The 14,868-nt window shown below is 64.2% G+C and carries 14 protein-coding genes; 11 read left to right on the top strand and 3 right to left on the bottom strand.

The features are described 5' to 3' along the window. Positions 1-144: 144 nt before the first annotated feature. The 5 genes from J5251_RS01695 to J5251_RS01675 are packed head-to-tail and all read left to right on the top strand — an operon-like array spanning position 145 to position 4,651. Positions 145-1,152 carry a TRAP transporter substrate-binding protein gene (locus J5251_RS01695; RefSeq protein WP_208575018.1) on the top strand — a complete coding sequence of 336 codons (1,008 nt, stop codon included), beginning with the start codon at positions 145-147 and terminating at the stop codon, positions 1,150-1,152. Continuing rightward, positions 1,152-1,685, top strand: coding sequence for a TRAP transporter small permease (locus tag J5251_RS01690; protein ID WP_139006646.1), 534 nt, complete (start codon positions 1,152-1,154; stop codon positions 1,683-1,685). The genes J5251_RS01695 and J5251_RS01690 overlap by 1 nt, the downstream gene beginning before the upstream one ends. Then, a complete protein-coding gene (locus tag J5251_RS01685) occupies positions 1,682-2,989 on the top strand; it encodes a TRAP transporter large permease (protein WP_346764139.1) in 1,308 nt (435 codons plus the stop codon). Before J5251_RS01690 ends, J5251_RS01685 begins: the two co-directional genes overlap by 4 nt. A gap of 22 nt (positions 2,990-3,011) precedes the next feature. Continuing rightward, complete coding sequence (gene kduI / locus J5251_RS01680; protein ID WP_139006645.1) at positions 3,012-3,845, top strand: 5-dehydro-4-deoxy-D-glucuronate isomerase; 834 nt, start codon at positions 3,012-3,014, stop codon at positions 3,843-3,845. 8 nt (positions 3,846-3,853) lie between these two features. Continuing rightward, entirely contained in the window at positions 3,854-4,651 is a 798-nt protein-coding gene (locus J5251_RS01675) for an IclR family transcriptional regulator (protein WP_171059466.1), read from the top strand. A gap of 69 nt (positions 4,652-4,720) precedes the next feature. Here the strand turns inward: J5251_RS01675 and J5251_RS01670 are convergent, their stop codons facing one another. From J5251_RS01670 to J5251_RS01660, 3 genes are all read right to left on the bottom strand, one after another. Next, on the bottom strand, positions 4,721-5,356 hold the full coding sequence (locus J5251_RS01670) for a RibD family protein (RefSeq protein ID WP_139006643.1): 636 nt from the start codon (positions 5,354-5,356) through the stop codon (positions 4,721-4,723). 156 nt (positions 5,357-5,512) lie between these two features. Beyond that, positions 5,513-6,889: an NAD-dependent succinate-semialdehyde dehydrogenase gene (locus J5251_RS01665; protein ID WP_139006642.1), complete on the bottom strand. Its 1,377-nt coding sequence runs from the start codon at positions 6,887-6,889 to the stop codon at positions 5,513-5,515. A 129-nt stretch (positions 6,890-7,018) separates the two neighbouring features. Further along, positions 7,019-8,671, bottom strand: coding sequence for an amidohydrolase (locus J5251_RS01660; RefSeq protein ID WP_139006641.1), 1,653 nt, complete (start codon positions 8,669-8,671; stop codon positions 7,019-7,021). Positions 8,672-8,925: 254 nt separating this feature from the next. On the opposite strand from J5251_RS01660, the gene J5251_RS01655 reads away from it, so the two are divergent. From J5251_RS01655 to rbsD, 6 genes are read left to right on the top strand one after another with little or no spacing between them, the layout of a single operon-like run. Then, positions 8,926-9,942, top strand: coding sequence for a LacI family DNA-binding transcriptional regulator (locus tag J5251_RS01655; RefSeq protein ID WP_244250759.1), 1,017 nt, complete (start codon positions 8,926-8,928; stop codon positions 9,940-9,942). After that, positions 9,939-11,456 carry a sugar ABC transporter ATP-binding protein gene (locus J5251_RS01650; protein WP_139006639.1) on the top strand — a complete coding sequence of 506 codons (1,518 nt, stop codon included), beginning with the start codon at positions 9,939-9,941 and terminating at the stop codon, positions 11,454-11,456. The genes J5251_RS01655 and J5251_RS01650 overlap by 4 nt, the downstream gene beginning before the upstream one ends. Positions 11,457-11,468: 12 nt before the next feature. Next, entirely contained in the window at positions 11,469-12,440 is a 972-nt protein-coding gene (locus tag J5251_RS01645) for an ABC transporter permease (protein ID WP_244250758.1), read from the top strand. Between the two features lie 44 nt (positions 12,441-12,484). Then, entirely contained in the window at positions 12,485-13,426 is a 942-nt protein-coding gene (locus J5251_RS01640) for a substrate-binding domain-containing protein (protein ID WP_139006637.1), read from the top strand. Next, positions 13,423-14,379: a ribokinase gene (locus J5251_RS01635; protein ID WP_139006636.1), complete on the top strand. Its 957-nt coding sequence runs from the start codon at positions 13,423-13,425 to the stop codon at positions 14,377-14,379. The genes J5251_RS01640 and J5251_RS01635 overlap by 4 nt, the downstream gene beginning before the upstream one ends. After that, on the top strand, positions 14,376-14,756 hold the full coding sequence (gene rbsD / locus J5251_RS01630; RefSeq protein WP_208575015.1) for a D-ribose pyranase: 381 nt from the start codon (positions 14,376-14,378) through the stop codon (positions 14,754-14,756). Before J5251_RS01635 ends, rbsD begins: the two co-directional genes overlap by 4 nt. Positions 14,757-14,868: the final 112 nt, after the last annotated feature.

Here is a 14,868-nt window from a genome sequence, read left to right as displayed (position 1 = left end):
TCTTCGGTCCGTGTAGGCCTGATGGAACCATGTTCCGTCATAAGTTCCATCTGGCGCAACTAAGTTCTATCTGGTTATAGTAGTCTTCCATCGCGCCGGTGGTGCAAATCACATCGATCAAAATGACTCGACGAGGAGAATTTCATGCAGGGAAAAAGGATTCTGGGCGTACTGAGCGCCGCCGCAATCACCACAATGGCACTTGCCTCGTGCTCCGCCTCCGCGGAAGACGGCGGCGGTGAGACCGTCCTCCGCGTTGCCTTCAACCAGGACATCAACCACCCGCAGGCTCAGGCGCTGTTGCAGCTCTCGGAAGAGCTCAAGACTCAAACCGACGGCCGGTATGCGCTCGAGCTTTACACCGATGAGACGCTCGGCGACCAAGCGGCCACCATAGAACAGGTACAGTCCGGCACCATCGACTTGGCCGTCGTCGCCGGCAGTTTGCTCGAGAACTTCGAGCCGGACTTCTCGGTCGTGAACCTGCCCTACCTATACGAGTCGCCCGAGCACCAGATGAGCGTGCTCAACCACCCTGAGGTTGCGGGCGGGCTGTATGACACCCTGCAGGACGACAACATCCAGGTGCTTTCCGCGTATCACGGTGGTGTCCGCAACGTGTACTCAAGCGATGGCCCGGTTGAGACGCCTGCCGACCTCTCGGGCCAGAAGATCCGCGTTATCGGTTCGGATACGAACGTACGCATGATGGAACTTATGGGTGGCGTCGGTTCCCCAATGGCACAGGGCGAGGTCTACACTGCAATACAGTCAGGCGTGCTTGACGGCGCAGAGAACAACGAGCTTATCTACTCGACGCTTTCGCATGACGAGATTGCGCCCTACTACTCGCGCACTGAGCATCTGATGATGCCCGACTACCTGGTCACGAGCCCGACCGTATGGGATGGCATCTCCGAGGAGGACCGTGCGATCTTCGATGAGCTGTTGACGGCGTCGGTCGACACCGAACTCGAGCTGTTCGGTGCCGCCGTCGAGGAGGCAACCGCCGCAGCCGAGGAAGCCGGTGCGAAGTTCAGCGAGGTCGACACCGAGGTATTCCGTGAGGCGACGCGCCCGCTGCATGAGGAGCTCGTCACATCCGAGGTCGCACAGACGGTTTACGACGCCATCGAGGCGGCGCGCAGCTAATGGCAACAGCGAAGCTCATGAAGACTGCGCGGGCATGGCTCGATGGCACGCTCCGAGCAACCTGCGTCACCCTCTTTGCGCTGCTGGTGCTGCTCGTGGCCTGGCAGGTCTTCACCCGCTTGGTGCTCGGACAGCCAAGCGCATGGTCGGAGGAAGCGGCGCGGCACACATTCGTGTGGGTCAGCCTGATCGGAATCGCCATCGCGGTCGGCGAGAAGGCTGATGTCATCATGGACTTCCTGGTGGCACGACTGCCCGTGTCGCTCCAACGAGTCGCCGACATCATCGCCTACCTCACTACGCTCGCGTTCGTGCTGTACGTGATGGTATTTGGTGGCCTCCAGCAGTCCGCCCTCGCGTGGGGGCAGCAGAATCCGCTGCTGCCTCTCACACAGGGCCAGCTCTACCTGGCTCTGCCGATCTCCGGCGTGCTGTTGACCATTTACCTGACCATCCACATCGTCGGAACCTTCTCCGGCCGTTATGCCGGACACGTGGATCACGACGAGGACCTCGAGGCGGCATCGCTGTGATTGAGCCCGGTACCATCAGCGTCATCCTTATCGGCGGCCTCGCTTTGCTGCTCGCGATTGGCGCCCCTGTCTCCATAGCGATCGCGCTGCCGTCGGCCCTGTGCCTGCTGCTGATCGTAGACTTCGAGCGAGGCGCCATAACCTCCGCCCAACAGATGATCGGCGGTGCTGACTCGTTCGCGTTGCTCGCCATCCCGTTCTTCATTCTGGCTGGCGTGATCATGAACAACGGCGGTATTGCCGAGCGGCTCATCAATCTCGCACGGGTGCTCGTAGGCCGTACGCCGGCGCCGCTCGTGCAGACGAACGTCATCGCCAACGCAATCTTCGGCTCGGTTTCCGGTTCCGCCGTCGCCAGTGCCGCCGCCATCGGCTCCACGATGTCTCCGATGCAGCGGAAGGCGGGCTATGACCGCGCCTTCAGTGCGGCGGCGAATATCGCTTCTGCACCGGCTGGAATGCTGATCCCGCCGAGCAACACGCTTATTGTCTACTCACTTGCTGCTGGCGGCACGTCGCTTGGCGCGCTGTTCGTCGCGGGCTACATTCCCGGCATCCTGTGGGCTCTCGTATGCGCAGTGGTCGGGTTGGTCTACGCTCGTCGGCACCCCGAGCTGCGGGGAGAGCCATGGCCCAAGTTCCCGGTCTTCCTGGCTACGTTCGGGCGCGCTGTACCGTCGCTCGGCTTGATCGTAGTAGCGATCGGAGGCATTGTCGCTGGCTTCTTCACCCCGACCGAGGGCTCGGCCGTGGCCGTGATCTACTCGCTGCTGCTCTCGTTTTTCTACCGCACCATCTCGGTCAAGGACCTGCCGCGAGTCTTGTTCGACGCCTGCCGCACCAGCGCGATCGTCATCTTCCTGATCGCGGTGTCGACGATCATGTCTTATGTTATGACTTACGCCCGGCTGCCGCAGTTGATCGCCGAGTCACTGTTCGGGTGGACTGACTCGAAGGTTGTCGTGCTGCTGATCATGATGCTTGTTCTACTGTTGATCGGCATCCCGCTTGATCCGACGCCGGCGATCCTGATTTTCACTCCGATCTTCCTGCCGATCGCTGTCTCCTACGGCATCGACCCGGTGCACTTCGGAATCGTGATGGTCTTTAATCTCTCGATCGCGGTGATCTCGCCGCCGTCGGCACCCGTGCTGTTCGTCGGAACCCAGGTGGCGAAGGTCAAGCTTGAACCGGTTATCGCGAAATTGATGCCGTTCCTTGTCGTGCTCATCGCGCTGCTGTTCGTGATCGTCTTTGTCCCCCAGCTTTCCCTGTGGCTCCCTGGCCTCATGGGCCTGCTCTGACTCTCCAATGGAAGGAAATACCATGACCGCCGTTTACGGCCCCACTTCTCCCGAGCAGATCCCCGGGGTCACGCAGCAGCAGTTGCGTGACCGCTATCTCGTCGAGGATCTCTTCATTCCCGGTACTGTGCGCACGATCGTTACCCACTACGATCGCGTGGTCGCGGTCGGGGCCATGCCGACTGACGCACCGCTCGCGCTCGAGGCAGTGCCGGAGATTCGTAGCGAGCAATTCCTCGATCACCGCGAGATCGGCATCGTCAATATTGGAGGCGCGGGTGCCGTCCATGCCGATGGCGAGCGCCATGTGATGACTACCGGCGCTTGCCTGTACCTGGGCCGCGGCGTGAAGGACGTTTCCTTCGAGTCCGACGATGCCGCGACACCTGCCCGTTTCTACGGCTTCTCGGCACCCGCGCATGCCACCTGCCCGACGGCGCTCGTCGAACCCGGCCAGGGCACCGTCCGGGAGCTTGGCGATCCGCTGACCTCGAACCGCCGGACGATCAACCAGTACATTCACGAAGACGGCGTGCGCAGCTGCCAGGTGGTCATGGGCGTCACGCAACTGCACGCCGGCAGCATGTGGAATACGATGCCGGCGCACACTCATGACCGCCGCACCGAGTTTTACGTCTACTTCGATGTACCCGAGGAAGCCCGCGTCGTTCACCTCATGGGCGAACCGTCCGAGACCCGTCACATGCTTGTCGGCGATGGGGGACTGGTGCTTTCGCCGTCGTGGTCAATCCACTCCGGTGTCGGAACGTCGAACTACTCGTTCGTGTGGGCGATGGCCGGCGAGAACCAGGCCTTCGACGACATGGATGGCGTCGCGATTGTCGACATGAGATGATGCGGACCATGACCGGGGAACCCAAGGACCTTGACACAAGCCCGGCGCCATCTATGGGCGCGAGTGAGAAGACATTGCGGGTGCTTGAGGCCGCGATTCTCTACGACCGCTTCACTGACATCGTCGAGGAGACCGGTCTGCCCAAGGCGACTGTGCACCGTATTCTCGCGACGCTGGCTGAGTTGAAGTTCATCACCGGCGATAGCGATCGCGGTTATCACCCCGGCTCCCGTCTCCTCGGCATTGCAGGCCGGGCCATCTCCCGGCTCGACATCTCCTTCATCGCGGAGCCGATCGTCGAGAAGCTCGTACGCGAAGTCGACTGCACGGTTCACGTCGGCGTCGTGAACGGTTTCGAGATGGTGTATGTCATCCGCAAGGACTCGTCGAAGCCCTATCGGATGGCTTCGCGCGTGGGGTTGCCGATGCCGATGCACTGCTCGGGCATGGGAAAGGTTGTGCTCGCTAGCTGGACGCCCGAACAGGTGGCCCAGTTGGTAGCCGAGGTCGGGCTGCCGCCCCGCACGGACAAGACCATCACCGATCCGGAGCAGTTGCGTACAGAGCTTGCGAACGTGCGTCAACGCGGTTACGCGCTCGATCTCGGCGAGAATGAGCGCGGCACGGTGTGCGTCTCAGCTCCAATCCGGGATCACCTCGGACGAGTGATGTATGGCCTGTCGATCTCATCGCTTGAGCTTGAGTATCCGGGCTCCACAATCGAGCAGTTTGCCCCGCAGGCAGTCGCCGCCGCGGACGCGATCTCCCGGGCGCTCGGCTCTACGGTCGACCGCGCGAGCGCCTAGGGCCTAGGTTCTCTGCACAGGGGCGGTCCGCCCGCAGTTTCGCCTGCTGAAGCCTGGATAATGGTCACTTCACCAGACGAGCCGATACCGCAAATGAGCGATATCGTCACCGATCGCGCGCGCCTTGAGGTCGGTTAGTCGGAAAACAGGAACCGCATGCCCTCCGCCCCACCAAGGACGACGATGCATATCGGCGACGAGGGCGGGATGCACGAGCAAACTGATTTCGTCGACGAGGCCTCCGGCCATCAGGGCGCCAACCAAGTTGCCGCCGCTATCAACGCGGAGTCTCTGCACAGCGTGCAGGCTCCGCAGTTCAGCCAGTGCGGCCGGAAGATCGACTCGTTGGCCGCCGGTGACGATTTCTTCCACGCCGTGTGTCGGCCTGGGATTGCCCCTCAAAGCAATCACGCGCGACCAATGGCCCACGTTGCGGAGCGCATTCCAAGCGCTCACCCGATACCCGCTATCCACAACAGCAAGTATGGGGCCGCCCTCCTTCGGTCCTGGCAGGCCGGCATCCGCCAACTCGTTCTCCTGAGCCAATATCGTGTCGGCGCCTACGAGCGTGGCATCCTCTTGCCACTCGGCCGCCAATGAATAGAACCGAGCGACGTCCGGTTGGAACCCGGAAACGGAGCCATCGAGCGAAACGGCCATATGTACGAGTACGTACGGACGATGATCACCGGTCGGCGTAGCCATAGATTAAGGAAAGCACGTCTACGGAACCGCCTCCCGTCGACACTGAACTTCGGATACTCAGAGCGGCCGCAGCCCTCGGGCATGCAGCGAAGTGGCGGGAAGCCCTTACAGGTCTTCCCGCCACTTCGCCGTTACGCAGCCTGAGCCGCGGGCGATCTAGCGGGCCGAGGTGCGGACCAGCTTCTTGTTGACGAACTCGTCCATGCCGTACTTGCCCAGTTCACGGCCGACGCCGGAGCGCTTGACTCCGCCGAAGGGCAGTTCAGCCGCAGTGCCGCCCGGTTCATTGATGTAGACCATTCCGGCCTCGATCTGCTCCGCGATTCGCTGGGCCTTCTCGTCGTCGTTGGTGTGAATCGAGGCGCCGAGACCGAACGGGGTATCGTTGGCCAGCCGGATGGCTTCGTCCTCGGAGGTCGCCTTGAAGACCATGGCGACGGGGCCGAAGAGCTCCTCGCGGAAGGCTGCCATGTCGGGGGTGACGCCGGTCAGCACAGTCGGCTGGAAGAAGGCGGAATCGTCGCTGACCTTGCCGCCGCCGGTGCGGACCACGGCACCTTCGGCGACCGCGGAGTCAACCTGCTTGGCGAGGTTGTCGGCTGCAGCCTGTGAGGACAGCGGGCCCAGGTAGGTCTTGGGATTGGTCGGATCGCCGGGGGTAATCGCGGCGAAGGCGCTGCTGAACTTCTCCACGAACTCGTCGTAGATGTCCTCCATCACGACGAAGCGCTTGGACGCGTTGCAGGCCTGGCCGCCGTTCGTCATACGGCCAAAAACAGCGGTCTTGACGGACTTGTCCAGGTCCTTGGTGTCCAGCAGCAGGAACGGGTCCGAGCCGCCGAGTTCCAGCACGACCTTCTTGAGGTTGCGGCCGGCGATTTCGGCCACGGCAGCGCCGGCGCGCTCGGAACCCGTGAGCGAGACGCCCTGGACGCGCGGGTCGGCGATGATGTCCGCGACCTGCTCGTTGGTGGCGAAGACGTTGACGTAGGAACCCTCGGGAGCGCCAGCGTCCTTGAAAATCTGCTCCATGGCCAGGGCGGACTCCGGGCACTGGGGTGCGTGCTTGAGCAGGATAGTGTTGCCGTTCATCAGGTTCGGTGCGGCGAACCGGGCCACCTGGTAGTACGGGTAGTTCCAGGGCATGATCCCCAGCAGTACGCCGAGGCCTTCCTTGCGGACCACAGCCTTTCCGCCAGCAACGACGTCGAGCTCTTCGTCCTCGAGGAACTTCGGGCCGTTCTCGGCGTAGTAGCGGTAGATCGAGACGACGATGTCGACCTCGAAGCCGGCCTGGCGGATGGGCTTGCCCATTTCGCGGGTGATGATGGCGGCCAGCTCGTCGCGGCGCTCCGCATAGAGTTCGGCAACGCGGTTGAGCAGCTTCACGCGCTCTTCCAGCGGGCTCCGGGTCCACTGCCGGAACGCGCTGTCCGTGCGCTCCAAGGCTGTCTGGATTTCGACGTCGGTAGCCGTGGGGTACTCCTTGACGGTTTCACCGGTGGCCGGGTTCGTGACGGCATAAAGAGTCATATGTTCTCCTGCTGGTTGGTGAGGACGTGGAAGGTGGCGCCGGGGACGGCAACAGCCGCCCGAACATTCGAGTTTACGGATTTAGCGTCGGCATCGAAAGCCCGGGCGTGGCGGGCGACACAAAGATTTTCACAGTTCACCATGGATCACAGCGCCGCCGACCACGGTGGCGGTGACGACTACGTCTCTGATGTGTTCCGGGGCGACCTCGTACAAGTCTTCGGAGAGGGTGACGAAATCGGCGAGCTTGCCGTGTGTCAGGGTGCCCTTGTAATGGTCTTCGTGGACGGCATAGGCACTGCCCACCGTGTAGGCGTAAACCGCCTGTGCCACCGTGATCCGTTCGGCGGGAACGAAGTCGGCGCCCGAAGCCGTCTTACGATTGACCATGTCGTGGATGTTCAGGATCGGGTTCACCTCCACCACAGGGGCGTCCGTGCTTGCCGGTACCTCCAGCCCGGCGTCAAGCAGACCCTTCATCCGGTAGGTCATCTTCACCCGCTCCGGTCCCATCGCCTTGGCCGCACCGTCGCCCAGTTCGAAGACGAACCGGCCCTGTGGCACCGGGATCAGGCCCAACTCCTTGATCCGGCGTATCTGCGCGTCGCTTGCTACTGACACATGCTCGATTCGGTGTCTGGCGTCGTCACGGGGAAAGAGCCGCTGGGCTTCCTCGAAGATGTCCATCACGACGTCCAGGGCGGCGTCGCCGATAGCGTGGGTAGCCACTTGCCAGCCCGCGCGGTGGGCGCCGATGATGCGTTGCCGCAGCATCTCCTGCGGGAACTGCAGCAGCCCGCGGTTGCCGTCCCCGTCGGGGGAGTCCAGTGCGTAGTCGCGGCTCATGAAGGCACTGCGGCCGATCAGCGACCCGTCGGAGAGGATCTTGGTGGGCCCGATCCGCAGCCATTCGTCGCCCAGGCCGCTGCGGATGCCCAGGTCGAGACCCCACGGTGCTCCTGTCCCACCTGAGCCGTCCAAGGGATGCAGCGTGGTCAGATAGGGCATCACTGTGGAGCGCACGCCCAGCTTCCCGGCGTCGTGCGCGGTTTGGTAACCGGCGATGTCGGTGGGGCTCTGGCCGATGTGTGCGGGAGCGCCGAGGCCGGGCTCGGTGATGCTGGTGACGCCGAGCGGCAGCACCTTGCGGCTGCCGGCTTCGACCATCGCGGCGACGTCGTCGACGGTCGGGATAGGGATGTGGTCCGTGACCAGTGCCCGTGCCGTTTCCTGCAGCAGCCCGACGGCACGGCCGTCCGCATCGATCGGCACGGCACCGCCGTCGGGCGCTTTTGCCCCACGGCGTCCGCTGAAGCCGGCGGCTTCGAAAGCGGCAGTGTTGGCCACGCCCATATGGCGGGAGTTGTGGATCAGCCAGACCGGATGGCCGTTGCTAACGGCGTCAAGCTGCTCCGCCGTGGGATGCTGGCCGTTCAGATAGTTCTGGTTGTAGCCGGCGCCCTGAACCCAGGCGCCCGCGGGCGCGTCGGCACAGGCAGAACCAACGGCGGCGAGCAGGTCTTCCATCGTCGGGCAAGCGGACGGCCGCAGGTCCACCTGCAATTCGGCCAGCCCCACCATGGACAGGTGGCAGTGGGCATCATTAAAACCCGGAACGACGGCGGCACCTCCGAGGTCGTAAACCTTGCGGAAGTGCGTGGCCTGCAGTTCATCGTCCAGGCTGATGATCCGGCCGGCATGGACGCCAAGCGCATGGGCGCGGGGACGGGACGGATCCTGGGTGTGGATGACCCCGTTGATGAAGAGTGTCTCGAATAGCATGGCGCCTCCGATAGCTGAAAGTGCTTCCTCGCGTGACTCCAGCTACCAGTGTTCCACGCCTCTCTGCTGCCGAGGATGCTCCGGCGCCTCCCGGTCGTCGAAAACATGGAGAGGCGGGGCCGCACACCTCAGGGTTGACACCGGATGGTGACCTGTTTCATACTCATGGAAACGATTTCATGGAATCGATTCCACCGACGGGTGCAGGGCAAATTTGCCGTGTTTCAGTGGACAGACAAACAAGGGAGCTGGGTGTGCCGGGTGTGACGATCCGCGATGTCGCGGCCCGTGCGGGTGTTTCCCCGGCCACGGCTTCCCGCGTACTGTCCGGCCATCCGGCAACTTCCGTACTATCGCGGGAACGCGTGGAGCAGGCTGTCGCCGAGCTCGGTTTTCGCCCGAACGCGCAGGCACGCTCGCTGCGCTCCACCCGCACCAGCACCATTGGACTGCTGATTTCCGACGTCCGGAACCCCTTCTTCGCCGACCTCGCCCATGCCGCTGAGCAGCAGGCGCTTGAACTTGGACTGATCACCCTGCTGGCCAACGCCAATGAAAGCGTCGAGCAGCAGAACCGCTACCTGGACGTACTGTTGGCGCAGCGGGTCGACGGGTTGATCCTGGTGCCGCAGGGCGGGGACAACGCCAATGTCGAGATGCTGGCTTCGAGCGGACTGCCGGCGGTATTCGTGGACCGGGTGATCGACGATATCGATCTGCCCAGCGTGACCGCGGATAATTCCAGCGGCATGGGCGAGGCGGTGCAGCATCTGGCGGAGCTGGGCCACCGCAGGATCGGTTACATATCCGGGCCGCGGTCCGCTTCCACCGGCAGGGAACGCTTCGCCGCGTTCCAGGCTGCGACCTTGGCGTGCGGACTGGAGCAGGATCCGGAACTGGTGGTGTTCGGTGACTTCAAGGCGGGCAGCGGGGCCGCGGGTGCCCGGCAGCTCCTCGACCTCGCCAACGCGCCCACCGCCTTGATCGCCGCGGACGGCCTGATGACCATGGGGGCCGTCAGGGTCTGTCAGGAACTGGGCATCCGCATCGGCGAGGACTTGTCCCTGGTCGGCTACGACGACATCGACGCCTTCGCCATCATGCGTCCGGCGCTGACCCTGATCGCGCAGGATGCCGACGAGATGGGCCGCACGGCCGTCCGGTTGCTGCATCAAGTGATTGCCGGAGAGAAACCGGAGCCGGTTGTCCTACCCACCCGCCTGATGGTGCGCGAATCAACCGGACCTGCAACGACTGGAGAGAACCGATGAATGGACAGCCGATTCTGACGCTGGAAAAAATCAGCAAATCCTTCGGGCCTGTGCAAGTCATCGACGAGGTGACCGTCAGCGTCCACCCGGGCAAGGTCCAAGTGCTGCTCGGCGAAAACGGTGCCGGCAAATCCACGCTGATCAAAATGATGGCCGGGGTTTACCAGCCCGACGGCGGCCGGATCCTGCTCGACGGTGAACCGGTCAAGTTCCGGGACACCAACGCATCGGAAGCTGCCGGCATCGCCACCATCCACCAGGAACTGAACCTCGTGCCCACCATGTCGGTTGCGGAGAACATCATGATGGGGCGGTTCCCGAAGAGATTCGGCATGGTGGACCGCCCGGCACTGCGCAAGCAGGCACGCGCAGCCCTGGGCCTGATCGGCCTGGACATCGACCTGGACCAGCCGGTGGGGGAGTTGGGCATCGCCCGGCAGCAGTTGGTGGAGATCGCCAAGGCCCTGAGCCTCGATGCCCGCATGCTGATTCTGGACGAACCGACGGCGGCCCTCACGCGGCGCGAGATCGCCGCGCTGTTCAGCGTGGTGCACGATCTGCGCGAGCGCGGCGTGGGCATGGTGTTTATTAGCCACCACCTTGATGAGATCGCCGAAGTGGGCGATTCCGTCTCGGTCCTGCGCGACGGCAAATTCGTGGCCGAGGTGCCCGCGGACACGGCCGAGCCGGAATTAGTCCGCCTCATGGTGGGCCGCGATATCAGCCAGCAGTTTCCACGCCGCCGCGAGTACACCGGTCCGTCCGAACCGTTGCTGGAGGTGGAGGGGCTGTCCATCAAGGGCCTGGTCAACAACATGAGCTTCACCGTGCACGCCGGTGAGGTGGTGGGTCTTGCCGGACTGGTGGGTGCAGGCCGGACGGAAGTAGTCCGCGCCGTCGCGGGCGTAGATCCGTACGACTCAGGCGCCGTCACTATCAAGGGCCGGAAAATCCCGCGGCACAACATCAGCGCCGGAATCAAGGCCGGACTGGGGCATGTGCCCGAAGACCGCAAAGTCCAGGGCCTGGTGCTGGACGCCTCCGTGAACGAGAACATTGGCTACGCCACGCTGGCCAGCACAGCCAAGGCCGGTCTGGTGGACTTCAAGGGCCAGCGGGACAAGGCGCAGGATGTAGCAGGAAAATTGCGCATCCGGATGAGCGGGCTGGACCAGACGGTGCGCTCGCTCTCCGGCGGCAACCAGCAGAAGGCAGTATTCGGGCGCTGGATCGCGGCCGGCGCCAAAGTGCTCCTGCTCGACGAGCCCACCCGGGGCGTCGACGTCGGCGCCAAGGTGGAAATCTACGAACTGATTAACTCGGTGACCGCTGCCGGCGGCGCCGTGCTTATGGTCTCCAGCGAACTGCCGGAAGTGCTCGGAATGAGCGACAGGATCCTGGTGATGAGCGGAGGGCATCTCTCCGGCGAACTGGCAGCAGAAGACGCCACGCAGGACAAGGTCATGACACTGGCCGTCCGGGACGTGGTGCGGGACTTGGAAGACAAGGGTTAAGGGACTATGAACATGACTACTGCTGTGAAGGCCGAGAAGCGCCAAGGCCTGGACATCAAGAAGTTCCTGGCGAACAACGGTGCGCTGGTCGGGCTGCTGGTGCTCTGCCTGGCGCTGTTTATTGCGACGCCGGACTTCCTCACCGCCGGGAACATGCTCAACATCGGCATTCAGGCTTCCACTATTGCCGTGCTGGCTTTCGGCATGACCTTCGTCATCGTGGCTGCCGGGATCGACCTCTCGGTGGGATCGGTGGCGGCGCTGTCCGCGATGGTCTCCGCCTCGATGTTTACCACTGCGGGCTTGAACGGCTGGGTCGCCCTGCTGGGCGGGTTTCTGACCGGTGCTGCATGCGGTGTCGCCAGCGGGCTGGCCACTGCCTACGGCCGGCTGCCTTCCTTCATCGCCACCCTGGCGATGCTCAGCGTGGCCCGCGGGCTGACGCTGGTGATCTCCGAAGGCAGGCCAGTGCGGACGGCCGACCAGGTCTCGTTTCTGGGCGGCAACATCGGGCCGATCCCGATGCCCATTGTGGTGCTGGTGGTCGCCGGTTTGGTTGCTGCCTTCCTGCTCAACCGCACGGTCATCGGCCGGTACATGTATGCGGTGGGCGGCAACAAGGAGGCGGCGAGGCTCTCCGGTATCCCGGTTCAGAAGGTGCTGGTCATTGTCTTTGCCTTGTCCGGCCTGTTTGCCGGTCTGGCCGGAATGCTGCTCTCCGGACGGCTGGACTCGGCCCAGCCGCAGGCAGCGGTGGGCTATGAACTGGACGCGATTGCCGCCGTCGTTATTGGCGGTGCTTCCCTGGCCGGCGGCGTCGGCCGGATCTCCGGTACGCTCGTGGGCGCCCTGGTCCTGGTGGTCATCCGCAATGGTCTGAATCTGCTCAACGTGTCCTCCTTCTGGCAGCAGGTAGTGATCGGCCTGGTCATCGCGCTGGCCGTGGGCATTGACGTCCTGCGCCGTAAAAACACCATCCACTGACATCCGAACAAACCGAACAAATTACTAGAGAAGGATCCAAAACAATGAAGTTCACATCTTTCAAGCGCAGCACAGCCGTGCTGGCCTTGGGCCTGACCGTGGCGCTGGGAGCGACCGGCTGCAACCGCGGCGAAGAAGGCGCGTCCGGTGGCCAGGTCACCCTGGCCGTCTCCACCCTCAACAACCCGTTCTTTGTGGACCTGCGTGACGGCGCCACCGAGGCCGCGGAGGCCGCGGGCATGACGCTGGAAGTGGTCGACGCGCAGAACGATTCGGCCACCCAGACCAACCAGCTGGCTACCGCCGCCACCAGCGGTGTGCAGGGCGTCATCATCAACCCGGTGGACTCCGACTCGGCAGCCGCCGCGGTCAGCCCGCTGCTGGAAAATAACATCCCCGTCATCGCGGTCGACCGCGCGGTCAACGACGCCGAAATCGCCTCGCTGGTTTCCAGCGACAATGTCGCCGGCGGCAAGCAGGCCGCTGACGAGCTGGCCAAGGCCATGGGCGAAAAGGGCAAAGTGATCGTGCTCCAGGGTGTGGCCGGCACCTCCGCCAGCCGCGACCGCGGCGCCGGTTTCGAAGAGGGCATCAAGGCCTACCCGGACATCGAGGTAGTGGCCAAGCAGACCGCCAACTTCGACCGTGCGCAGGCACTGGACGTCGCCACCAACCTGCTCCAGGCGAACTCCGACGTGACCGGCATCTTCGCCGAAAATGACGAGATGGCCCTCGGCGCCATCCAGGCGCTGGGCGACAGGGCCGGCACGGACGTCAAGGTGGTCGGCTTCGACGGCACCGAAGACGCCCTCGCCGCCATCCAGGCCGGCACCATGACCGCGACCATCGCGCAGCAGCCCTCCGAACTGGGCAAGCGCTCGGTGGAACTGATGGCGCAGCTGCTGGCCGGCGAGACCGTCGAGTCCAACGTGCCCGTCCCGGTGACCACCGTGACCGAAGAAAATGCGGAGGAATTCATCAAGTGAGCGGCCTGACCGTCGTCGTAGGATCCATCAATGCGGATCTGCTGATCCGCCTTGACCGCCATCCGAGCCCCGGCGAAACGCTGCTGGGCGAATCGATGGCAGTTCTGCCCGGCGGTAAGGGCGCCAACCAGGCCGTTGCCGCGGCCCAGCTGGGAGCGGCAACGGCGCTGGTAGGCGCCGTGGGCAATGACGCCTATGCGGACATTGCCCTCTCCGGACTCCGTGCCGCCGGCGTGAACCTCACAGGCCTGGTTCACCCGGACGGCTCCACGGGGGTGGCCCTGGTGGAGGTGGACCGGCACGGCGAAAACACCATTGTGGTGATCCCCGGTGCCAACGGAACTATGGACAGGGCAGCCGTCAAAAGCCAGCGCGAGCTGATCGCCTCGGCGGACATCGTGCTGTTGCAGGGTGAGATCCCCCGGGACGGCATCGAGGCTGCGGCCGCGCTCGCCACCGGACGGGTTTTGCTGAACCTGGCCCCCGTGGTTGAGCTGGATCCGGCGGTGGTCCGCGCCGCGGATCCGCTGGTGGTCAACGAGCACGAAGCCGAACTCGCGCTGTCCGGTTTGTGCGGACAGCCCGCAGGCACCGGCCACGAGGACCTGGTCCGCGGGCTGCTCGACGCGGGCGTGCGGTCCGTCGTCATGACCGTCGGTGCCGCGGGTGCCTTGGTCGGAGAAACCACGGACGACGGCGGCGCTTCCGTCACCGTTATACCGGCGCCAACGGTTAGGGCTGTGGATACGACGGGGGCCGGCGACGCGTTCACCGGAGCCCTTGCCGCCGCCCTGTCCCGCGGCGAGGACCTTGCCACGGCCGCCCGCTTCGCCGCGCGCGTCGGAGCCTTCGCGGTGCAGGCAGCCGGTGCGCAGCCTTCCTATCCGACGTTGGTCGATGAGCTGCCGGCCGTCAGGCAAGGCATTGACCCCGAAGAAGCGGAGCAGCGGTGAAGAAGACAGGCATCCTGAATCCGGCGCTCAACGCCGGGTTGTCCCGGCTGGGCCACGGGCACTTGGTCGTTATCGCGGACTGCGGGTTGCCCCTGCCGGCAGCCGGTCCCGTGGTCGACCTCGCACTGGTGCAGGGCGTTCCCCGGTTCACCGAGGTCCTGGACGCGGTGCTGGTCGAGCTCGAAGTGGAGGCGAGCACCGCAGCGGCGGAAACCGGTCCCAAGGTGCTGGGCTGGCTGGAGCAACGCGGCCTGCAGCCCGGGCTGATAAGCCACGAGGAACTGAAGGCGCTGCTCCCGCAGGCGGCCCTGATCATTCGCACGGGGGAAGCCACACCCTACGCCAACGTGATGCTGCGCTGCGGCGTCCCGTTCTAAGGAACGGCGCCTGCTGAAACCAACGACGGCGGGTGAGCCGCCGCCGTCGTAAATGTCCGGGTTGGCTAGGGCAATTGCCTAGGATGTTACGCGGATCCGCGGGATCGGCCGG

This window comes from Arthrobacter crystallopoietes (assembly GCF_017603825.1).
Lineage (GTDB): Bacteria > Actinomycetota > Actinomycetes > Actinomycetales > Micrococcaceae > Crystallibacter > Crystallibacter crystallopoietes_B.
Note: the sequence above shows the minus strand (reverse complement) of the source record. Positions and strands in the feature narration are given on the sequence as shown.